26 protein-coding genes are annotated in these 20,619 nt (G+C 63.9%); 17 read left to right on the forward strand and 9 right to left on the reverse strand.

Annotated elements, in window-relative coordinates; genetic code table 11:
* Position 1: 1 nt before the first annotated feature.
* Positions 2-436: a YkvA family protein gene (locus tag ACVI1L_RS00115; RefSeq protein WP_057020559.1), complete on the forward strand. Its 435-nt coding sequence runs from the start codon at positions 2-4 to the stop codon at positions 434-436.
* Here the strand turns inward: ACVI1L_RS00115 and ACVI1L_RS00120 are convergent.
* Positions 433-1,797, reverse strand: a complete 1,365-nt coding sequence (locus ACVI1L_RS00120) for a histidine kinase (protein ID WP_456782003.1) — start codon at positions 1,795-1,797, stop codon at positions 433-435. The genes ACVI1L_RS00115 and ACVI1L_RS00120 overlap by 4 nt on opposite strands.
* A 181-nt stretch (positions 1,798-1,978) precedes the next feature.
* Here ACVI1L_RS00120 and ACVI1L_RS00125 point away from each other — a divergent pair, with 181 nt between their 5' ends.
* Both ACVI1L_RS00125 and fghA read left to right on the forward strand, forming a co-directional pair.
* Positions 1,979-2,599, forward strand: coding sequence for a response regulator (locus ACVI1L_RS00125; RefSeq protein WP_456782004.1), 621 nt, complete (start codon positions 1,979-1,981; stop codon positions 2,597-2,599).
* 30 nt (positions 2,600-2,629) lie between these two features.
* Positions 2,630-3,469: an S-formylglutathione hydrolase gene (gene fghA / locus ACVI1L_RS00130; protein ID WP_456782005.1), complete on the forward strand. Its 840-nt coding sequence runs from the start codon at positions 2,630-2,632 to the stop codon at positions 3,467-3,469.
* A 187-nt stretch (positions 3,470-3,656) separates the two neighbouring features.
* Here fghA and ACVI1L_RS00135 read toward each other — a convergent pair whose 3' ends face one another.
* On the reverse strand, positions 3,657-4,175 hold the full coding sequence (locus tag ACVI1L_RS00135) for a DUF3280 domain-containing protein (protein ID WP_229188795.1): 519 nt from the start codon (positions 4,173-4,175) through the stop codon (positions 3,657-3,659).
* A 146-nt stretch (positions 4,176-4,321) separates the two neighbouring features.
* Here ACVI1L_RS00135 and ACVI1L_RS00140 point away from each other — a divergent pair, with 146 nt between their 5' ends.
* From ACVI1L_RS00140 to ACVI1L_RS00165, 6 genes are all read left to right on the forward strand, one after another.
* Entirely contained in the window at positions 4,322-5,503 is a 1,182-nt protein-coding gene (locus tag ACVI1L_RS00140) for an ABC transporter substrate-binding protein (RefSeq protein ID WP_229188794.1), read from the forward strand.
* Between the two features lie 5 nt (positions 5,504-5,508).
* Positions 5,509-6,486: a YVTN family beta-propeller repeat protein gene (locus ACVI1L_RS00145; protein WP_076834157.1), complete on the forward strand. Its 978-nt coding sequence runs from the start codon at positions 5,509-5,511 to the stop codon at positions 6,484-6,486.
* Positions 6,483-7,304, forward strand: coding sequence for an ABC transporter ATP-binding protein (locus tag ACVI1L_RS00150; protein WP_456782006.1), 822 nt, complete (start codon positions 6,483-6,485; stop codon positions 7,302-7,304). The genes ACVI1L_RS00145 and ACVI1L_RS00150 overlap by 4 nt, the downstream gene beginning before the upstream one ends.
* Positions 7,301-8,149 (forward strand): ABC transporter permease, encoded by an 849-nt coding sequence (locus tag ACVI1L_RS00155; protein ID WP_057020563.1) that lies wholly within the window; start codon positions 7,301-7,303, stop codon positions 8,147-8,149. Before ACVI1L_RS00150 ends, ACVI1L_RS00155 begins: the two co-directional genes overlap by 4 nt.
* Positions 8,146-8,763: a hypothetical protein gene (locus ACVI1L_RS00160; protein WP_057020564.1), complete on the forward strand. Its 618-nt coding sequence runs from the start codon at positions 8,146-8,148 to the stop codon at positions 8,761-8,763. The genes ACVI1L_RS00155 and ACVI1L_RS00160 overlap by 4 nt, the downstream gene beginning before the upstream one ends.
* Positions 8,764-8,904: 141 nt before the next feature.
* On the forward strand, positions 8,905-9,201 hold the full coding sequence (locus ACVI1L_RS00165) for a copper-binding protein (protein WP_016847793.1): 297 nt from the start codon (positions 8,905-8,907) through the stop codon (positions 9,199-9,201).
* 27 nt (positions 9,202-9,228) lie between these two features.
* Here ACVI1L_RS00165 and ACVI1L_RS00170 read toward each other — a convergent pair whose 3' ends face one another.
* Both ACVI1L_RS00170 and ACVI1L_RS00175 read right to left on the reverse strand, forming a co-directional pair.
* Positions 9,229-9,783: a PQQ-dependent catabolism-associated CXXCW motif protein gene (locus ACVI1L_RS00170; RefSeq protein WP_168856065.1), complete on the reverse strand. Its 555-nt coding sequence runs from the start codon at positions 9,781-9,783 to the stop codon at positions 9,229-9,231.
* Positions 9,780-10,661 (reverse strand): substrate-binding domain-containing protein, encoded by an 882-nt coding sequence (locus tag ACVI1L_RS00175; protein ID WP_057020566.1) that lies wholly within the window; start codon positions 10,659-10,661, stop codon positions 9,780-9,782. The genes ACVI1L_RS00170 and ACVI1L_RS00175 overlap by 4 nt, the downstream gene beginning before the upstream one ends.
* 167 nt (positions 10,662-10,828) lie before the next feature.
* Between ACVI1L_RS00175 and ACVI1L_RS00180 the strand changes: the two genes are divergently transcribed.
* Complete coding sequence (locus tag ACVI1L_RS00180) at positions 10,829-11,755, forward strand: quinoprotein relay system zinc metallohydrolase 2 (RefSeq protein ID WP_456782007.1); 927 nt, start codon at positions 10,829-10,831, stop codon at positions 11,753-11,755.
* A 43-nt stretch (positions 11,756-11,798) separates the two neighbouring features.
* Positions 11,799-12,623 carry a quinoprotein dehydrogenase-associated SoxYZ-like carrier gene (locus tag ACVI1L_RS00185; RefSeq protein ID WP_456782008.1) on the forward strand — a complete coding sequence of 275 codons (825 nt, stop codon included), beginning with the start codon at positions 11,799-11,801 and terminating at the stop codon, positions 12,621-12,623.
* 126 nt (positions 12,624-12,749) lie between these two features.
* Here the strand turns inward: ACVI1L_RS00185 and ACVI1L_RS00190 are convergent, their stop codons facing one another.
* Positions 12,750-13,091 (reverse strand): hypothetical protein, encoded by a 342-nt coding sequence (locus tag ACVI1L_RS00190; RefSeq protein WP_370176133.1) that lies wholly within the window; start codon positions 13,089-13,091, stop codon positions 12,750-12,752.
* A gap of 149 nt (positions 13,092-13,240) precedes the next feature.
* Between ACVI1L_RS00190 and ACVI1L_RS00195 the strand changes: the two genes are divergently transcribed.
* From ACVI1L_RS00195 to ACVI1L_RS00210, 4 genes are read left to right on the forward strand one after another with little or no spacing between them, the layout of a single operon-like run.
* Positions 13,241-14,173 carry an ABC transporter substrate-binding protein gene (locus ACVI1L_RS00195; RefSeq protein ID WP_456785493.1) on the forward strand — a complete coding sequence of 311 codons (933 nt, stop codon included), beginning with the start codon at positions 13,241-13,243 and terminating at the stop codon, positions 14,171-14,173.
* Between the two features lie 2 nt (positions 14,174-14,175).
* Positions 14,176-14,913 (forward strand): ABC transporter permease, encoded by a 738-nt coding sequence (locus tag ACVI1L_RS00200; RefSeq protein WP_057020570.1) that lies wholly within the window; start codon positions 14,176-14,178, stop codon positions 14,911-14,913.
* Positions 14,903-15,613: an ABC transporter ATP-binding protein gene (locus tag ACVI1L_RS00205; RefSeq protein WP_076834171.1), complete on the forward strand. Its 711-nt coding sequence runs from the start codon at positions 14,903-14,905 to the stop codon at positions 15,611-15,613. The genes ACVI1L_RS00200 and ACVI1L_RS00205 overlap by 11 nt, the downstream gene beginning before the upstream one ends.
* Before the next feature lie 40 nt (positions 15,614-15,653).
* Positions 15,654-16,007, forward strand: a complete 354-nt coding sequence (locus ACVI1L_RS00210) for a hypothetical protein (protein WP_057020572.1) — start codon at positions 15,654-15,656, stop codon at positions 16,005-16,007.
* Positions 16,008-16,012: 5 nt separating this feature from the next.
* Here ACVI1L_RS00210 and ACVI1L_RS00215 read toward each other — a convergent pair whose 3' ends face one another.
* The 4 genes from ACVI1L_RS00215 to ACVI1L_RS00230 form a co-directional block, all read right to left on the reverse strand.
* Positions 16,013-16,249 carry a hypothetical protein gene (locus ACVI1L_RS00215; protein WP_456782009.1) on the reverse strand — a complete coding sequence of 79 codons (237 nt, stop codon included), beginning with the start codon at positions 16,247-16,249 and terminating at the stop codon, positions 16,013-16,015.
* A 117-nt stretch (positions 16,250-16,366) separates the two neighbouring features.
* Positions 16,367-17,251 (reverse strand): hypothetical protein, encoded by an 885-nt coding sequence (locus tag ACVI1L_RS00220; protein ID WP_456782010.1) that lies wholly within the window; start codon positions 17,249-17,251, stop codon positions 16,367-16,369.
* 223 nt (positions 17,252-17,474) lie between these two features.
* Positions 17,475-17,555, reverse strand: coding sequence for a pyrroloquinoline quinone precursor peptide PqqA (gene pqqA, locus ACVI1L_RS00225; RefSeq protein ID WP_009031067.1), 81 nt, complete (start codon positions 17,553-17,555; stop codon positions 17,475-17,477).
* 335 nt (positions 17,556-17,890) lie between these two features.
* Positions 17,891-18,286: an EF-hand domain-containing protein gene (locus ACVI1L_RS00230; RefSeq protein ID WP_057020575.1), complete on the reverse strand. Its 396-nt coding sequence runs from the start codon at positions 18,284-18,286 to the stop codon at positions 17,891-17,893.
* A gap of 197 nt (positions 18,287-18,483) precedes the next feature.
* On the opposite strand from ACVI1L_RS00230, the gene ACVI1L_RS00235 reads away from it, so the two are divergent.
* On the forward strand, positions 18,484-18,729 hold the full coding sequence (locus ACVI1L_RS00235; protein ID WP_229188785.1) for a hypothetical protein: 246 nt from the start codon (positions 18,484-18,486) through the stop codon (positions 18,727-18,729).
* A gap of 220 nt (positions 18,730-18,949) precedes the next feature.
* The gene (locus ACVI1L_RS00240) at positions 18,950-20,614 is read left to right on the forward strand and encodes a methanol/ethanol family PQQ-dependent dehydrogenase (RefSeq protein WP_057020576.1); all 1,665 of its coding nucleotides are present in this window, start codon (positions 18,950-18,952) and stop codon (positions 20,612-20,614) included.
* Positions 20,615-20,619 lie beyond the last annotated feature (5 nt).

A 20,619-nucleotide genomic window follows, 5' to 3' on the forward strand; every position in this document is an offset into this window, starting at 1 on the left:
CATGCCGTCCGCCGACAGACTTTCTCCAACCAAGTTGTCCTCAATCAAGCTGTCCTCGATCAGGGTTTGGGCACGCAACCTCAAGCGGGACAGCGTTGCGTTGTATCTCGCATCGCGTGATCCGCGCGTGCCCTGGTATGCCAAGGCCCTTGCCGTCGCCGTCGCGGCCTATGCGCTGTCTCCCATCGATCTGATCCCGGATTTCATTCCGGTGATCGGCTATCTCGACGATCTGATCCTGCTGCCGCTCGGCATCTGGCTTGCGATCTCGCTCGTGCCGGACGAGGTGATGGCGGAATGCCGTGCCAAGGCCGGCGCCGTCTTGCAGCGTCCGACCAGCCGGGCGGGAATGATCGCGATCGTCGTGCTCTGGATCGCCGGCGCGGCGGCGCTGGCTTGCGCGGCTTTCAGATATTGGCGACAGCCAATCGTCTAGGACTGTGCGGCCTTTGGCACGAGCGCCTCGACCGTCACGCCATCATCGCTGGAATTGATGCTAAGCGTGCCGCCAAGCGCGAGGATTCGTTCCTGCATCCCGGTCAATCCGCGGCCAAGCCTGTGATCCCTCAGCAAGCCACGGCCATTGTCGCGAACCCGCACCAACGCGCAGTCGCGGCTGCCGCGTAGGCCGGCCTGCCGGTCAACCGGTTCGATCGTGATATCGACCGCCGTCGCGCCGGCATGGCGGAATACGTTGGTGAGCGCTTCCTGGACGATGCGATAGATCGTCAGGTCGGCCATCTCGCCGGTATCGCCGAGCGCCGGCGAGATGCGGCTCTCGATCTCCACCTCCGGGTGCGTTTCGCTCCATAGCCGCACCAGCGCGCCGAGCGCTTCCGCAAGCCCGAGCTCGGCCAGGCCGACCGGCCGCAATCGCTCAAGAATCCGGCGCGTGAACTGCTGGAGCGCGTTGACCTGCTCGAGGATGACGTTGCCGTGCTTGCGAAATGCCGCAGGGTCCGGCTTTTCGACTTCCGCCAGCCGGGTCAGCGCGCCGGCATGCGCGCGCAAGGCAAACAGATAGGGCCCGAACTCATCGTGCAATTCGCGCGCGATCTCCTTGCGCTCGGAATCCTGCAGCGAGACCGCGCGCTCGGCGAGCTGCCGCTTGCCCTCGACGGCATCGCCAAGGGTCGCCGCCAGATGGTTCAGTTTGGCACAGATGGCGGCCAATTCCGGCGATCCGCCGGGCTCGACGCGGGCATCGTAATCCCCGGCCTCGATGCCGGTCATGGCCTGCGACAGTGCCTCCAGTGGCGCCAGCGCGCGGCCGACCACCAGCATGGTGACCAGAAGCAGCGCTACCGCGATCGCGGAGCCGACCTCGAGCTGGGTGACGATGCCGTCCCAGATCTCGGCGATTTCGTCGTCGGGATGCGAGGTGATGACCAGCGATTGCGGCTTGCCGTGCACCGAGATCGGCACCCGCACCGAGGTCTGCTCGGGATGAACCAGCGCGACGAACCACTGCGGCGGAGCGCGTTGATCGCCGACGTCCTCGGGGCGATCAGGAGATTTTGCGGTCGCGCCATCCTGCCGCGTGATGCTGACGTGACGCAGCCGGCTCAGGTCCTGGACGATCTGGTCGAGCCGCGCATCGGGATCCGGCGCCTCGTCGAGACCGGCCACGATCGTCGCAACGAATTCACGCGCCAGGCGGATCACGCTCTGGTCCTCGGCCTGGACACGCGGCCCCGCTTCCAGCACGAGCCGCGCAATATTGATGCCGAGGCCAAGCGCCAGGATCAGCGCCAGCAGCAGGTTGATCCGCGCGCGCAAGGATAGCTTTTGCCACATGACGTTGCCCCCGACCGCGATCCCTCCTCCGAGAGGATCGTTGACAGCCAAATTTGCCCGGCTATCTAATCGCACCCTATCGCAATCCCGCACGAGGTGCACAACCGGTCGGAACCGACCTGTCCTTCGCGCAAACCGACGTGATGATGAGTGAATCGAAGCAGGTCGCCGGAACAACGCCATGCGCATTCTGATCGTTGATGATCATCCCATCGTTGCCTCCGGTTGCCGCACCGTGTTCGCCGACGATCCCGAGATCACGCTGCTGGAAGCGGCGGATGCCGAAAGCGGCGAACGGGCGTTCGTCGCGGAGAAGCCCGATCTCTGCGTGATCGACATCAACCTGCCGACGGTCTCCGGCTTCGAGCTGGCGCGCCGCATCCTGACGCATGATGCGTCTGCGCGCCTCATCATGTTCAGCATGAACGATGACCCGGTGTTCGCCGCCCGCGCCATCGACATCGGCGCCAAGGGTTACGTTTCGAAGACCGGCGATCCCGACGATCTGGTGGAAGCAGTGCGCGAGGTCGGCAATGGCGGCGTCTATCTGCCGCCAGCGATCGCGCGCAACGTGGCGTTTGCGCGGCCGGGCTTTGCGCAAAATCCGCTCTCTAAGCTCACTTCACGCGAGATGGAGATCCTGCGCCTGCTCAGCTCAGGCAAGAGCCTGTCGGAGATCGCCTGGCTGGTGCATTCATCATACAAGACGGTCGCAAACACGTCATCGATCATGCGCCAGAAGCTTGGCGTGCGCACTTCGGCAGAGCTGGTGCGGCTGGCGATCGAGAGCGGCGTCGCCTGACGCAGCGCTCCAACCAAGAGGAATACGACAATGCAGACGGTTTCCCAGAACAAGTCGCATGGCGGCACGCAAGGCGTCTATCGGCATCCAAGCTGCGAGACCAAGACCGACATGACCTTTTCGGTGTTCGTCCCTGAGCATGCGGCCGGCGCCAAGCTGCCCGTCGTCACCTACCTGTCGGGCCTGACCTGCACCCACGCCAACGTCACCGAGAAGGGCGAATTCCGCCAGGCATGCGCCGAGCTCGGCCTGATCTTCGTCGCGCCCGACACCAGCCCGCGCGGCGAAGGCGTCCCCGGCGATCCCGCCAACTCATACGATTTCGGGCTCGGCGCCGGCTTCTATGTCGATGCGACGGAGCAGCCTTTCGCGACCAATTACCGGATGTGGAGCTACGTCACCGAGGAATTGCCCAAGCTGATCGCCGAGCAGTTCCCGGTCGACACGACGCGGCAGTCCATCCTCGGTCATTCCATGGGCGGCCATGGCGCGCTGACGGTCGCGCTGCGCTATCCCGATCGTTATCGCGCGGCGAGCGCGTTTGCGCCGATCGTGGCGCCGTCGCAGGTGCCATGGGGCAACAAGGCGCTCGGCGGCTATCTCGGCAGCAACAAGCAGGCGTGGCGCAAGCACGACGCCGTTGCCCTGATCGAGGATGGTGCCCGCTTCTCCGATCTGCTGGTCGACTACGGCGATGCCGACGGCTTTCTCACCGAGCAGTTGCGGCCCGAATTGCTGAAGGCGGCATGCGAGAAGGCCAACATCTCCCTCACCCTGCGCCGTCAACCGGGCTATGACCACAGCTACTATTTCATCTCGACCTTCATGGCCGATCATCTGCGCTGGCACGCCGCGCGGCTGAAGGCCTGAGCGTCACGCAGTCCGTTCATCCCGTCATCCTGAGGAGGCCGCGAAGCGGCCGTCTCGAAGGATGCACGTCCCGAATTTCTACGTGGCCTGTGACCGGGCCGATTCATCCTTCGAGGCTCGCCCAGCGGCGCAATTGCGCCGCAAGGCTCGCACCTCAGGATAACGGAGGTCCATTCGTGAGCGCAGGCTACCGCGCTTGCGGCGCGCCGTAGTTCGGCGCGAGCAGGCGGTTGCGCACGAGGTAATCGGTGGCGCGCGACCAGGATTCGTCGGTGTTGCCGCGCATGTCGGCGCTCGCCGCTGCCAACAATTGCCCGCTGTGCACGTCGCGCAAATAGAGATTGATGTTGAGGATGAGGTTGGAGACCTTCTGCACCACGCCCGTCATCACGAGATCAGCGCCCAGCTCGCCGGCCAGCTTCACATCGCAGCCGCCGCAGGCCTGAAGATTGCTGCCATGCGCCGCAGCATTGACCGGCGCGATGTCGAGCACGCGGAACTTGCCGGAGTCCGCGAGCTCCTTGCGCACCCGATCGCCGGCCCGGAGCAGCCGCGCCTGCTCATCACTGCGTGGCCCGCTCACTTCCCCCTGCAGGCTGGTGTCGATCATCTCGAGGTCGAACACCGCGAGCTTGGGCGGCTCGGCGCGCGCTGCCGCCGCAGACACCACCAGCAAAGAAACGGCGAAGGCAAACGCTGATCTCATGATTGTGAACCAATCGTAATTTGTAACGTCGCAACGACAAAAAGCGGGGTTGCAAGCTAGGCCAATTCCGGCATCTTGCAAGTCAACAGCATGGAGGCCGGATTTCCGAACGCCATGCCGAGTGAAAAAAGACTGCGGGAGGAGTTATGTTGCGATGGCTGATCGGCACGATCGCGCTCAGCATGGTGGCGACCGGCGCGCTGGCGGCTGATCCCGTCGAGGTTCATATCGGCTATCTCGGTCATGCCGGCGTCAAATCGACGCTCTCGCTGGTCGAGCAGCCCGCCGACAATGACGGCATCGCAGGCGCGAGCCTTGCGATCGAGGACAACAACACGACCGGCAAATTCCTCAACCAGCGCTTCGTGCTCGACAAGGTCAAGGTCAAGGATAGCGACGATGTCGCCAAGGTCGCGACCGACCTCGCCGGACGCAACGACTATATCATCACCGACCTGCCCGCCGACGCCTTGCTCAAGGTCGCCGACGCGCTGCGCGACCGCGGCACCGTGCTGCTCAATGCCGGCGCGATCGACGATCGGCTGCGCGAGCAGGACTGCCGCGCCAATGTCATCCACATCGCACCCACCCGCTCGATGCTGGCGGATGCGCTTGGCCAATATCTGGTGTGGAAGCAGTGGAAACGCTGGCTGCTGGTGGTCGGCTCGCATGATCAGGACAAGCTTTACGCCGACGCGCTGCGCCGCGCCGCGACCCGCTTCGGCGCCAAGATCGTCCAGGAACGGACCTTCGAGGACACTGGCGGCGCGCGCCGCACCGACAGCGGCGTGACCTTGATCCAGCGCCAGATGCCGGTGTTCACCCAGCAGGCGCCGGCTTACGACGTGCTGGTCGCCGCCGACGAGAGCGAGGTGTTCGCGAACTATCTGCCGTATCGCACCTGGGACCCGCGTCCGGTGGCGGGCTCGGCGGGCCTCGTGCCGACCAGCTGGGACGCGGCGCATGACCAGTGGGGCGCGGTCCAGATCCAGAACCGCTTTGTCAAGCTGAACATGCGCCGCATGACCGCACTCGACATGCAGGCCTGGACCGCCGCGCGCATGATCGGGGAAGCCACATCCCGCACCAATTCGGGGGACCCCAAGAAGGTCATCGCCTTCCTCAAGGGCAAGGATTTCTCGATTGCCGCCTTCAAGGGCACACGATTGACCCTGCGAGACTGGAATCTGCAGCTCCGCCAGCCGATCCTGCTGGCCGATGGTCGTATGGTCGTTTCGGTCTCGCCGCAGGAAGGTTTCCTGCATCAGGTCTCCGAACTCGACACGCTCGGAGTTGACCGGCCTGAAACGAAGTGCAAGCTGCAGTGAGGGAGATGAAACGCATGTGGCGCCGCTGTCTGTTGACCGGGATGCTCGTTTGGCTTGCCGCGACACCGGCGTCCGCCTTCGTTGCCTACGTCTCCAACGAGAAGGGCAACACCGTCACGGTGATCGACACCAGCAGCTGGACGGTGACCAAAACCATCAAGGTCGGCCAGCGGCCGCGCGGCATCGAGTTCTCGCGCGACGGCAAGTTCGTGATGGTTGCGGTTGGCGACGACGACACGATCCAGGTGATCGATACCAAGACCCAGGAGATCGTCGACACCCTGCCCTCCGGTCCCGACCCTGAATTGTTCACCCAGGATGCCGCCGGCAAGACCATGTATGTCGCCAACGAGAACGACAACACGGTCACCGTGATCGACCTCGAAAAGCGCGCCCGGATTGGCGACATCCAGGTCGGCGTCGAGCCTGAGGGCATGACGATCAGCCCGGACGGCAAGATCCTGATCAACACCTCCGAGACCACCAACATGGCGCATTTCATCGACACGTCGACGCGCCAGATCGTCGCCAATGTGCTGGTCGATTCGCGACCGCGCTTCGCCCAGTTCAAGCGTGACGGCTCCGAATTGTGGGTCTCCTCCGAGATTGGCGGCACCGTGTCGATCATCGATCCGGTCAAGCGCGAGGTGACCGGCAAGATCACCTTCGAAATTCCGGGCCTGCGCAACGAGGCGATCCAGCCCGTCGGCATCGGCATGACTAAGGACGGCAAGACCGCATTCATTGCGCTCGGCCCCGCCAACCGCGTCGCTGTCGTCGACGGTGTGACCCACAAGGTCCTCAAATATCTGCTGGTCGGCCAGCGGGTCTGGCACATGGATTTCACCCCGGACGAAAAATATTTGCTGGTCACCAACGGCGTCTCCAACGACGTCTCGGTCATCGACGTCTCGGCCCAGAAGGTGATCAAGACCATTCAGGTCGGCGAACTGCCCTGGGGGATCACGATCGCGCAGCCATGACCTCAACCGACGCCCATATCGCGAACCAGCTCTCGCCGGATGCAGGCCCTGGAACAGCCGCGGCCGTGCAGCCGGCCCTGTCGATCGGCAATGTCAGCCACAGCTACGGTCCGCGCCGCGCTTTGATCGATGTCAGTTTCACGGTCCAGCCTGCGAGCTTCACCGCGCTGCTGGGTCTCAATGGCGCCGGCAAGAGCACGCTGTTCTCGCTGGTGACGCGGCTGTTCGGCATCCAGAACGGCCAGATCAAGATATTCGGCCACGACATCAGCCGGACGCCGGGTGAAGCGCTGCGGCTGATGGGCGTGGTGTTCCAGCCGCGCACGCTCGATCTCGACCTCTCGCTGACGCAGAACCTGCTGTATCACGCCGCGCTGCACGGCATCTCGCGGCGCGAGGCGCGGCTGCGCAGCGCCGAGGTGCTCGGCCGCATCGGGCTTGCCGACCGCGCCGCCAGCAAGGTGCGCGATCTCTCGGGCGGCCAGATGCGAAGGCTTGAGATCGCCCGCGCGCTGCTGCACCGGCCCCGGCTGCTGCTGCTCGACGAGGCCACGGTCGGGCTCGACGTCAAGGCGCGCGCCGACATTCTCGACCATGTCCGGCAGCTCGTCGCCGAGCAGGGCATCGGCGTGCTCTGGGCGACGCATCTGTTCGACGAGATCATGCCAAACGACGACCTCGTCGTGCTGCATCAGGGCCGAATGCTGGCGCACGGCCTGATGTCACGGGTGATCGCGGACGCAGGCGCCCAGGACGTCAACACCGCGTTCATGCGCCTGACCGGAACGGCAACACTCGCGGGGAGACCGCCGTCATGACCAGCACGACGGTTACGCCTGAGCGAAGCGGCTTCTCGCTGTCGGAATACATCGTCTGCCTGAACGGCATCGTGTGGCGCGAGGCGCTGCGCTTCCTGCATCAGCGCGAGCGCTTCGTGTCGGCGCTGGTCAGGCCGCTGGTCTGGCTGTTCATCTTCGCGGCCGGCTTCCGGCAGGTGCTCGGTATCTCGATCATCCCGCCCTACGAGACCTACATCCTCTACGAGGTCTATATCGCGCCCGGGCTGATGGCGATGATCCAGCTGTTCAACGGCATGCAATCCTCGCTGTCGATGGTCTACGACCGCGAGATGGGCAATATGCGCACGTTGCTGGTCAGCCCGCTGCCGCGCAGCTATCTCCTGTTCTGCAAGCTGCTCGCCGGCACGGCGGTGTCGCTGCTCCAGGTCTATGCCTTCCTCGTCATCGCTTGGTTCTGGGACATCGCGCCGCCGACCATCGGCTACCTCACCGTACTTCCGGCGCTGGTGCTGTCGGGCCTGATGCTCGGCGCGCTGGGCATGCTGATCTCGGCCAGCATCAAGCAGCTGGAAAATTTCGCCGGCGTGATGAACTTTGTGATCTTCCCGATGTTCTTCGCATCGTCGGCCCTCTACCCGCTGTGGCGCGTGCAGGAAGGCAGCCCGATGCTGTATTATATCTGCCAGTGCAATCCGTTCACGCATGCGGTGGAGCTGATCCGGTTTGCACTGTACGGCAAGATGAACTGGGTTTCGCTCGCGGTGGTCGGCGGCTGTACCGTCGTCTTCATGATCGGCGCGATCCTGGCTTACGATCCATCGCGCGGCCTGGTGCGCCGCGGACCCGGCGGAGGCGAGGCATGACAGGCTGGCGAACAGGACTGGGCGCGCTGCTCGCGATGGTTCTGTCGAACCAGGCCGCATCGGCTGCCGACCCGCGCTATCCGGACTGGCCCTGCCAACAGGCCAAGGTGCCCGAGATCTCGCTCGCCGCAGTCTGGGCCGGGCCGCCGCTCGGCGATGCCGAGACCAAGTGGAAGGACGACCCGAAAGTCAGCGCGCTCGCAATCAAGCTCGCGGCGCGCCGCGTTCCGCTCGAAGAAGCGCAGAAGGAAATCACCGAATTCCTGTCAGCTGCCGCGGCCGACAAGGCGAATGCGGGAAAACTGCTGTTTGCCGGTCTGTTCGATACGCTGAACGGACAGCGCGCCTCGGTCATGAACGGGCTCGAGCGCGTGATGCGCAAGCAGCGCGAGGCCGCGGAGAAGATCCGCGACGATACGCTCAAGCTGCAGGCGCTGCAGGACGCGACACCGCCGGACCAGACCAAGGTCGACGAGCTCGGCAATCAACTGGTCTGGGAAACCCGCATCTTCGAGGACCGCGGGCGCGTGGTGAAATTCGTCTGCGAGGTGCCGACCGCGATCGATCAGCGCCTGTTCGCGCTCGGCCGCACCATCCAGCAGGAGCTCGATTGAGACTGCGACCGAACGCCCCGGGATCGTCAACGCGCCGTTTTGACGGTCTTTTGGGTAACAGTCTGTTGGGCCACGCCGATCCGGAACAAACTGCACTGCCCGCTCGTTGTCTCCAACTATATCTGAACTTGGGAGACCTCCATGAAAGCAGCCAAGATCGTCATGACCAGCCTTGCCGCCGCGAGCCTGGTCACCACAGCGGCTTTGGCCCAGCAATCCATGTCGGGAATGGTCACCAAGATTGACCGACTGAGTGGAACCATCTCGATCCAGCAGACGCAAGGCGGCACAGTGGGCGCGTCCGGCGGCGCGATCCAGGAATACAAGGTGCCGAAGGGACAATCGCTGGAGGCCTTCCACGCCGGTGACAAGGTCTCGTTCACCACAACGGACAGCGACGGCGGCAAGACCATCAACAAGCTCGACAAGCAGAAGTAACGGCCCGCGTGGCGCGCGAGGACGGGCTTACTGCTCTCCCTCGCGCGGCTCGGGCTCGGCATCCGCCAGCGGCAATTTGGCACGCTCCCATCCGTCAGTTCCCTCCGGATACCACGCCACGTTGCGGTAGCCGTAGGACAGCACGCGCTTGGCCGCGTTCCACGACATCCAGCAATTCTCCTGGCAGTAGATCACGAGCAATCTGGTCGCGTCACCGCCTGAGGCGCGGACGAGCCCGCGGCGCAGGTAGTCCTCCGTGGGCGCGGCGAGCTTGCCGTAGCCGGCGTCAGGCAGCCAGATGCTGCCGGGAATGTTGAGGTGCGGCCGTTCGCGCCACACCGTGCCGGCGGGCAGATTTGGCTTCGGCGCACGCGGCAGCACGTCGACGAAGGCGGCGGACTTGTCGCGCCAGATCGCTTCCGCTTCCGCGGTGGTGAGCACCCGTGCGCCGGCAAGCGTCACCGGCACCGGAGCGCGGTAGTCCTCGGTGCGATAGCCCTCCGGCTCTGCGGGTGGGTCCTGCGCGCGGACAGGCGAAGCGGCGACGAACATCACCGCAAGCGTGGCCGCGAGCCTGATCATGGTGATTTGGTCGCGGTCTCCGGCCCGATTGGACGGTCGTTCTCGTCGAGCAGCGGGACGCCGTAGTCGAGCAGGATCTTGTTGATCTCGGGCTGGTTCTCCTGGATCAGGCGATTGAGCTGGCGCTTCCAGTTCTGGTCGGACGCCCGCACGCCCATGCCGATGCGATAAATCAGCTTCGGTCCCGTGGTCTCCTTGACCAGCGGCGTGATGCGCAGCGGCGGGTTGGCCTTCTTGGCGTAAAAGCCCGCCATCGGCCCCCACAGGATGCCGGCGTCGATCTCGCCCTTGGCGAGATCGTTCATCATCGCCTCGGCCGATGAATCGTACCGCGTATCGATCATCAGCGGATAAGGCTTCGCATTGGTCATCAGGCCGTTGATGGCCATGTTGGTCGCGGGCGGCGTTCCCGCCACGATGCCGATATGCTTGCCCTTCAGCCGCTGGTCCTCGAGCGTCGTGACCTCATCGAGCCCGCTGCCCGGCTTGGCGACGATCGCATAGGCTGTGCGGTAATAGGGATTGGTGCCCTGCGCGAGGTCATCGCCCTGCGGAAAGCCCATGATCACGTCGCAGCGATGCGCGCCGAGCGTCATCCGCACGAAGCCGGTCGCCTGCGGAAAGAACATGTAGTCGAGCTTCTTTTGCAGCTTTCCGGCCAGCAGTTCGCCGATCTTGTTCTCAAACCCCTCGCCCTTGTCGTTAGAGAACGGCAGGTTGCGGGGATCGGCACAGATGCGCAGCACGCGGGCATCGATGAGCTCGATGGACAGTTCGCCCTGATCGTTGACCTGCGCGCGTGCGATGTCGCGGCCGGCCAGACAGGCGATGAAACCGACAAGCGCGAGCAGAACAGGACGGCATCCGACAATTCTCATTACGCGGTCTCCTCTTGATCGGATCGATCGCCGCCATCCAGCAATTGCCCGGCGTACCATGACGTGCAACAGGAATAATGATCGCGACCACGCCGCGTTGCTTGCTGCAGCGCAAACTGGAACGCGACGACATCGATCGCGCGTCGCGGTGTAACTGAGGCGGAAACATGGCTCATGGCGGTTCGGTGCTTGCGCTGCTCCTGATGCTTTGGGCGCCGACCATAGCGCGGGCGCAAGAGGTGGAATTGCCTGTAAGCGAAGTCGCTCCCGGAATATTCGTTCACACCGGGGTCACCGCATTGATGACGCGCGAGAACGAAGGCGCCATCGCCAATGTGGGATTCGTGATCGGCGACAGCGCCGTCGCCGTCATCGACACCGGCGGCAGCGTCCGCGAAGGACGACAGCTGCTCGCCGCGGTCCGCAGCCGTACCGACAAGCCGATCCGCTATGTGATCAACACCCACGCGCATCCGGACCACAGCTTCGGCAATGCGGCTTTCGTCGGCGACGGGACCAGCTTCGTCGGCCATAAGTCCCTGCCACGCGCGCTGGCCGCGCGCGGACAATTCTACCTCGACGGGTTTCGCCGGAGCATGGGCGACGCGTTGATCGACGAGGTGAAGATCATCCCCCCGACCGTGCTCGTCGCGGACACGCTGAGGCTCGACCTCGGCGGCCGGGACCTCACCCTGAAGGCGTGGCCGCCCGCCCATAGCGATAACGACCTCACGGTCCTCGACGAGCAAACCAGCACCCTGTTCGCCGGCGACATGGTGTTTCTCATCCATATTCCCGTGGTCGACGGCAGCCTCAAGGGCTGGCTGCGTGCGCTCGACGAACTCATGGCGATCTCCGCCGAGCGCGTGGTTCCCGGTCACGGGCCCGTGAGCGCGTGGCCGGCCGCGCTTGCCGACGAGCGGCGTTATCTTGGGGTGCTGGCCGCGGACGTGCGCGCACTGGTCGCAAGCGGCAAGCCGATCACGGCCGCGGCGGAGCACGCGGCAGCCGCCGAGCGGCCGCGCTGGCAATTGTTCGACGACTACAACGCCCGCAACGCAACTGCAGCATTCTCGGAAATTGAATGGGAATAGCTGTTCGTCCTATGATGACGCGGCTACATAGGATTTCTCGAACATGACCGGACATCGCGCCCGCCTGCTTTGCATCGCAAGCCTGCTCATGATCGCGCTGGGCACACCGGCTGCGCCCGCGGCGGAGGCCTATGATCCCTGGCCCGGCCTCGTCCAGGACATCTTCAGCAACCGTCCGATGAATGACGGCAATGACGTCATCGGCATCGAGATGCCGATGCGCGCGGAAGACGCCGCGATCGTGCCGGTGACGCTGCGCACCAAACTGCAGCCGAGCGACAGCCGCCGCGTCGTCGCGATCACACTTGTGATCGACGAGAACCCGGCGCCAATGGCCGCGAAGTTCACGCTGGGGCCGGCTGCCAACGTCACCGAGATCTCGACCCGCGTCCGCGTCAACAACTACACCAATGTGCACGCCGTCGCGGAGCTCAGCGACGGCAAGCTCTATGTGAGCAAGGTCTATGTCAAAGCCTCCGGCGGCTGCTCGGCGCCGGCCGGCAAGAACGTCGAGGAAGCCAAGAACCGCCTCGGCCAGATGCGCTACCGGCAATTTACCAAGTCCGAACAGGGACCAGCGACCGGCACGCGGGAAGCCCAGATCATGATCGGGCATCCGAATAATTCAGGCCTGCAGATGGACCAGGTCACGCAGCTCTATATCCCGGCCTTCTTCGTCAACGAGCTGCACATCTGGCAGGACGACAGTCCGGTACTGGCGATGGAGGGAGGAATCTCGATTTCCGAGGATCCCAATATCCGCTTCACCTACGTCTCGAACGGCGCCAAGCGCTTCCGTGCCGAAGCCAAGGACACCGAAGGGCATATCTTCGAGCACGAATGGAAGGTCGAGAATCCCGGCACCTGACGCGCCGCGATCTCACGACGGACGCAAAATATGCGATGAGATCAGGTTGGATCGCTATCGCGCTTTAGCACGGTATTTAAGCATGATCTTTCCGGAAAACCGCTTCGCACTTTTCCGGATCATGCTCTAGAAGCACCTGACTTCGGCTTCGGCCTGGGCGCGCCTGAGGTCGTTGAGCGCGTTCGCGGCCTGCTCGGACGAGCGGAACTGGCCGCCCAGATTGCCCCGCACCTGCGCCATGCTCAGCACGGTCTCGGCGGTGACATAGCGATCGTAGGGGATGATCGAGGCGACGACGTCGATCGAGCAGGAACATTGCTCGATCGACTGCCGGGATTCGCCATTGGCCTTCATGCAGCCGAACACATATTCCGCCCGCGCCGAGGTCGGATAGTCGTTGATCTCCTGGGCCCGCACGCTGACCGCCGCCCCGGCCAGCACCAGGATGGCGACAATCGGTCGTAGCATGCCAGCTCCTGCCATGGTCCTGCTTCCTCTTCTCTTTCCGCAAGCTATGCTATGGATGTTGATCAGAAAAGAAAACATTCGGGGAAGTGGCTCAAGAAACGATGATCATCTCTGTACGCACGGTGTTGGCTGCGGCAGTTCTGGCGGTCATGCAGTTCGGCACCTCGTGCTACGCGCAGACCATCCGCGTTGCAGCGCAGAAGACCGGAACGCTGGCCTGGGAACTGGCCGTCATTCGCTCCCATGGTCTCGACAAGAAGGCCAATCTGTCGATCGACGTCGTCGAGTTGGCCAGCCCCGAGGCCGGCAAGATCGCGCTGCGCGCCGGCACGGCCGACGTGATGGTATCGGACTGGCCCTGGGTGTCGCGCGAGCGGTCGCTCGGCGCCAAGCTGCAATTCTATCCCTATTCGAGCGCGCTGGGCGCCGTGATGGTCCCGGCCTCCTCGCCGGTCAAGACGCTCGCGGACCTCAAGGGGCGGAAGCTTGCTATTGCCGGCGGGGCGATCGACAAGAACTGGCTGCTGCTGCAAGCCGCATCGAAGCAGGACGGCGTCGACCTGAAGTCGCAGGCGACCATCGTCTACGGCGCGCCGCCGCTGCTCGCCGCCAAGACGCTCGGCGGCGAGATGGACGCGACGCTCAATTACTGGAATTTCTGCGCCGCGCTCGAAGCCAAGGGCTTTCGCCGGCTCGCCGGGCTGGAAGAGATCCTGCAAAAGCTCGGCAGCAAGGGCCGCATCGCCATGATCGGCTACGTGTTCGACGAAGCCTGGGCCAATGCCAACAAGGATCTGGTGGCCCGCTTCATCGCGGTGACCCGCGCGGCGAAAGAGATTCTGGCGACCTCGGATGCCGAATGGGACGCGATCGCGCCGCTCACCGGCGCGCAGGATCCCGCAACCCTGCATGCCTATCGTGAGCGCTACCGCGAAGGCATCCCGCGCCGTCCGATCGCGGACGAAGAGGCCGATGCGCGCGTGCTCTACCGGGTGCTGGCGCAGCTCGGCGGCCGCGATCTGGTCGGCACGGCAACCGAGCTCGATCCCGGCACCTTCTACCAAGCGATCCCGGGAGACTAGCGGTGCTGCGTCTCCTCTCATTCACGCTGTTCATCGCGACCTGGTGGATCGCCTCGCTGCTGATCGGCGATGCGAAGCTGCCGGCGCCGCCGGCGGTGCTGTCGGTGCTCGTCGCCGAAGCCCGATCGGGCGCGCTGTTCGTCAATCTCGGCGCAACCCTGGCCCGGGTCGCGCTGGCCTTCACGCTTGCCATGGCGCTCGGCTCGGCGATCGGCTATTTGATGGGCCGTGTCTCGCTTGCCAATCGCCTTGGCGATCCCTGGCTGATCCTGCTGCTCAACCTGCCGGCGCTCGTCGTCATCGTGCTCGCTTACATCTGGGCCGGGCTGACCGAGGTCGCTGCGATCGCCGCCATCGCCATCAACAAGCTGCCGACCGCCGTCGTCACCCTGCGCGAGGGCGCCCGCGCGCTCGACCCTGCGCTCGACGAAATGGCGACAGCGTTTTCTTTTCCGCGCGGCCGCGCCTTCCGTCATGTGATCCTGCCGCAGCTTGCGCCCTACATCGCGGCCGCTGCGCGCTCCGGGCTCTCGCTAGTCTGGAAGATCGTGCTGGTCGCCGAATATCTCGGCCGGCCGAACGGCGTCGGCTTCGAGATCGGGGTTGCCTTCCAGCTGTTCGACATCCCCTTGCTGCTTGCCTATTCGCTGAGCTTTGCGGGTGTCGTGCTCATCATCGAAACCCTGCTGGTGCAGCCGTTTGAAACCAGGCTAACGCGGTGGCGGCTCCGTGCAGCTTGAAGTCAATATCACCGGCAAGAGTTTTGAGAGCGCGGCCGGGAAGCGGCACGACGTGCTCGACAACGTCACCTTCACGCTGAACGCTGGCGAGGTCGGCGTGCTGTTCGGCCCGTCAGGCTGCGGCAAGAGCACCTTGCTCCGGATCCTCGCCGGGCTCGACGCCAACTACCGGGGCCATGTCGCGCGGTCGCCGGGCATGCGCCTTGGCATGGTCTTCCAGGAGCCGCGGCTGTTGCCCTGGCGCACGGTCGAGGAAAATGTGCGGCTGGCCGCGCCGCATGTCGACGACAGCACGCTCTCTGCGCTGTTCGAGGTGCTCGAACTGGGCGCGCACCGCAACCATTTTCCCGCGGAGCTGTCGCTCGGCCTCGCCCGCCGCGTCGCGCTGGCCCGCGCCTTCGCCATCGAGCCCGATTTCCTGATCCTCGATGAGCCGCTGGCCTCGCTCGACAATGCGCTCGCGGGGCGGCTGCGCGACCAGGTCGCGACGCTGGTGGCGAGCCGGAAAATGATGACCTTGCTCGTCACCCACGATCTCGACGACGCCGTTCGCCTCGGCGATCGCCTGTTCTTCCTGTCATCGCGGCCGGCCCGAATCCTCCACGTCGAGACCATTGCCACACCACGCGCGACGCGCGGCGAACCCGAGATCGACGAAATCAAGCGGCAACTCTCACAGTTGGACCTTGCAAATATGTGAGACGCCGTCATCCTTGGACGAAGCATAAAGGAGAGGCTGGATGTCGCGCGCGTTGATCGCTGTTGGTGTTGCGTCGCTTGTGCTGCCGGCGACGGTGCTCGCCCAAAGCAAGGGCAAAGGCATTCGGCTGTGGAATCTGACCAGCGCCACGATTTCGAGCTTCGCGCTGTCGCCGGCAGGCAAGAACGAGTGGGGTCCGAACCAGACGCTCAACGACAAGGACAAGGAAGTCGACCATGACGAGCGCCTGCGGATCACCGGCGTCGAGCCCGGCCGCTACGACGCCAAGGTCGGCTACAGCGGCGCCAGGCAGTGCTTCGTTCGCGACATCGAGATCAAGGCCGACGCCGTGTTTTCGGTATCCGACAAGGACTTGAAGGACTGCAACAAATAGGAAGGCTAACCCGCCGGCAGCTCGCCGCCCGTGCCGGCCCGATCGTTGCTGTGCGGATATTCGCAACGCCAGCGCACCGCGGTCCATTTCGGATGATCGCCGACCCATTGCGCGATGTAGGGCGGCGCGGCCATGGCGCATTGCTGCAGTGAGCCGTTCCAGTTGAACACCAGATGCTGCTCCTCGCAGGTGGCGGGAGACAGCACGGCACATACAGTGACGATCAGATCAATCGGGTTCATGCGCGATCCCTAAGCGTGCTCATGCAATAGATAACACGGCGAAATACGTAATCAGCCACGTCCGGGTTTCACAGCCCCGTGAGAGGTTGGGGAACCCGGTCCGGGAGGCTTCACGCTCTAGAAGTTCAAACCGTACACCAGCCGCGCCTGATGGCGCTCGAAATTGACGAGGTCGAGGGCGGCATTGCTTCCGGCCCGCTGCCCCCAGGCCTGGACGCTCCAGGTCGCGGTCAGGCGTGAACGTTCGGAGAGCTGGAAATAGGCGGTCGGTCCGATGAACAGCGCCTGCCCGGACAGTTCATCCAGGCCGATTCCCTCGTACTTCCTGAAATAGCGCGCTTCGCCGCCGATCAGGATATCCGGCTTCACCCTGGCCATGAGGCCGAATGCGGCACCGATGGTGGCATCCTGATCCGCAGCGCCGGTGCGCGGCGTGCGCGTCCATTCGGGCTCATAGCTTAGGTTGAGGGCCGCGATGACAAAATTCGGGATCACCTCGCGGTCGAACGCGACCGTGAGTTCGGTGCCATAACTACGGACGGCTGCGGCCGTCGCCTCGTCGACGCGATCGGCACGCGTCTCCAGCGCGACCGTCATGCCAAAGGGCGCCGTCTCGCGATTCAGAAAGCGATAGCGGAAATCGACCGAGACGCTCTGCCACGACAGCTGGCGCCGATCGTCAAGGCCCGGAACGCGGTTGATGTCGTATGCGCCGAATGACGTTCCGAGCTCGACACGAAAATTCTGCGCGGGCACAAGCTCGAGCTCCATTTCCTGATTGAGCGTGCGATACCGGCCGCCGTCCTTGGCGAAGCGCCCTGTGGTCTGGCTCTGGAATTCGCGCTCACCGACATTGCCCACGTCGGAGCCGATCATGAAGCCGAAGATGTGCTCGGTATCAAAGTCCTCGGCATATGCGCCAGGCGGCAACACCGCCGCGATGCCGGCAATCGCCGCGCACAGCATCCCCGCCCAACGCCCGGTCTTGAGTTTTGGATTCATCGCCCCCGCACCACCGCCTCAGGCCACACTGTAGGACAAAGCAGCTAGGCCCGCCAATCGCGCAGGTGGTGTCGGTCTCAAGGTCTTGTGGGAAGGGTATGAGAGAAGCTGTCCGAGCGGCCGCAGCGCCCGAGAAAGACACGTTCGACAAAAGACGCCTGCCCGGCTCGATGCAGCGCGCTGCACGAGCCGGGCAGGCTGTCTCGCGTTACTTGTCTTAAGATTACTTGCGCGCTGCGCAGGCGTACATGTTGATTTCCATGCCCACCGGCACTTCGACGATCTTCGGTGTTTTCCAGGCCATTTGCTTCTCCCAAGTCATAAGTTGGCGCAAGCCTCGCGCCGCGCGGCAAGCTAGGGCTGCCTTTTCCAGGGCGCAAGCCGGCCGGGTAAGGACCCGACTTCGCTGCTGGACATGCCGAAGCGGACGACGGCTCGCTGACATCTGCCCGGCATTGGGAACTCCGACACTGATCTGTCGGGCATTTTCCGGCTGCCGGGCGGCGACGCGTGGGTAAGGAGACCCGATTCATCCAGCCGCGTCTTGCCCAAGAGCGAAATCGCAACTTTTTTTGTTATGCGCGGAATTCTGCGTCAATATCCGGCAAATCCGCCCGGCAAAGTTCGCCGGCTGGCAACTTATTTGAGCAGGCGCAGCAGGGCCCGGCCGGCGCGCGAGTTCAACTCCTTCGCATCCAGCGTTCCGTCATTGTCGGGATCTGCGGCCTTGAAGCGCTGCTCGACGACCGCGAGATATTCGTCGAGCGTCAGGGTGCCGTCGTGATCGGGATCGGCAGCGGCCAGTTCTTTCGCGGTCAGCCGTCCACGCAATTCGCGCGCGTCGAGCGTGCCGTCATGGTCGGGATCGAGCTTCGCGAACAGATTGGCGGCAGCCTTCTTGGCTTCGGCAAGGTCGACCGTGCCGTCATTATCGGGGTCGAGCATCTTCAGCGCGCCCTTGCGGCCGGCCGCCAGGGCGGGCGCCGACAGGACGGCCATGGCCAAAGTCAGAGCAAGCGATCGGCGCGAAATCATCGTTCGTCTCCCGTAAGTGCCGCTCCGGCGAAGACACGGAGCGCCTGCGATCCGACCCTACCCTACCATAGCAGCTTCAGCGGGGCTTCCCACGGTTCGTGTATGCGGCGAAATCCTGTCGGGATTCGGGTGGAAAGCGGTTGCCTCACGGGCCATCTGTGGCGCTCTCGATTGCACCACAACGAGCGAGGTGACCCATGACCAGCATTTGCAAGAACGCATTGGGCTGCCTCATTGCATTCGGTCTTATCGCGCCCGTGTCCGCGCAGACCCGGCACCCTGCCCCATCGGCGGAGGCGGTCCAGCAGCGCGTTCTCACCGGCAAGGAACGGCTCGGCCGCAAATGGACCGACGAGCAGCGTATCGATAATTGCAATGTGCCGCCGGACAAGCGGGGCGCGAAACCGCGGCCGAGTGTCTGTCCTCCGACGCCGTCCAGCTGACCGTTCGCGCCGCGGCATCACGGCGGGCCGCGCTGGTGTAGCGTATTCCACGCGGCAAGCCACGAACGCATCTGCGAAAGACCTGACGCTTTCGATCAGTCTCTTGCGGTTAGCGGGCGCTCGTTCACGTTTTCGTATTGACCCGTTTTGGTTTCAGGCGGATGGTTCCGTCCGCAACGTCAGGAATAGGCGTGCGAAAAAGGTTCATTGGGAGGATAGGATGAGACGCATTGCGCTGGCCGCAAGCCTCGTGATTCTTGCATCGTATGGTGCAAGCGCCCAGACCAACGAGCAGTTGGTCAAGGGGGCGACTGATACTTCGAACGTTCTCAATTACGGCATGGGTTACAATCTTCAGCGCTTCTCGACGCTGAACCAGATCAACAAGGACACGGTCAAGAATCTCGTTCCCGTTTGGAATTACAGTCTCGCCGACGATCGCAGCGAGCAATCGCAGCCGTTGATCTACCAGGGCACCATCTATCTCACCACGCACAACGCCACGATGGCGATTGACGCCAAATCCGGCAAGCAGGTGTGGAAGACCAAGGTCGAATATCCCGCCGAAACACCGCGCATCGTCTGCTGCGGCATCATCAACCGCGGCGCGGCGCTGTTCGATGGCAAGGTGTTCCGCACCACGCTCGACGCCAATGTGATCGCGCTCGATGCCAAGACCGGCAAGGAGCTGTGGCGCCAGAAGGCCGCGGATATCAAGGAAGGCTACTCGATGACGGTGGCCCCGCTGGTCGCCGACGGCGTCGTGATCACCGGCATCTCGGGCGCCGAGTTCGGCACCCGCGGCTTCATCGACGGCTGGGATCCCGCAACCGGCAAGCATCTATGGCGCACCCATACCATCCCGTCCCCGGACGAACCCGGTGGCGACACCTGGAAGGGCGACACCTGGAAGCTCGGCGGCGGATCGACCTGGATCACCGGCTCCTACGATGCCGAGCTGAACACCGTCTATTGGGGTATTGGCAACCCCGGACCGTTCAATTCGGCGGTACGTCCCGGCGACAACCTCTACACCTGCTCGGTGCTCGCGCTGGATCCAAAGACCGGCAAGATCAAGTGGCACTACCAGTTCTCGCCGAACAACCCGTTCGACTATGACTCGGTTGCCGAGATGGTGCTCGCCGACATGACCGTCGAGGGCAAGCCGACCAAGGTGCTGATGGACGCCAACCGCAACGGCTTCTTCTACGTGCTCGATCGCACCAATGGAAAGCTGCTCGCGGCCAATCCTTACGTGACGGTCAACTGGGCGAGCGGCATCGATCTGAAAACCGGCCGTCCGATTGAGACCGACATCTCCAAGGATGCGCGCGACGGCAAGAAAGTCCTGGTGCAACCGTCGATCCTTGGCGGCAAGAACTGGGAGCCGATGTCGTACAATCCGCAGACCGGCCTAGCCTACGCCAATACGCTCAATATCGGCGGCAACTACAAGGCCGAGCCCGCGACCTACAAGCAGGGCGAATGGTATCTCGGCATGGACCTCACCGATCCCTGGGCTTGGCCCAACGGAGCGCGCGGCTATCTCAAGGCCATCGAGCCCATGACTGGAAAGAGCAAGTGGGAGGTGGCGAGCGACATCCCGCGCTTCTCGGGTGTGCTCTCGACCGCCGGCGGCGTCGTGTTCTCCGGCCAGCTGACCGGTGAATTCGATGCGTTCGACGCCGAGAACGGCAAGAAGCTGTGGAGCTTCCAGACCGGCTCCGGCATCGAAGGCCAGCCGGTGACCTGGCAGCAAGATGGCGTTCAGTATATCGCCGTTACCAGCGGCTACGGCGGAGTGTACTCGATCTTCTCCGGCGACGAGCGCCTTGCGAAAGTGCCGACGGGCGGGTCCCTTTGGGTCTTCGCCGTCAAGCAGTGAGCGCG

The organism is Bradyrhizobium sp. USDA 4516 (genome assembly GCF_054055915.1).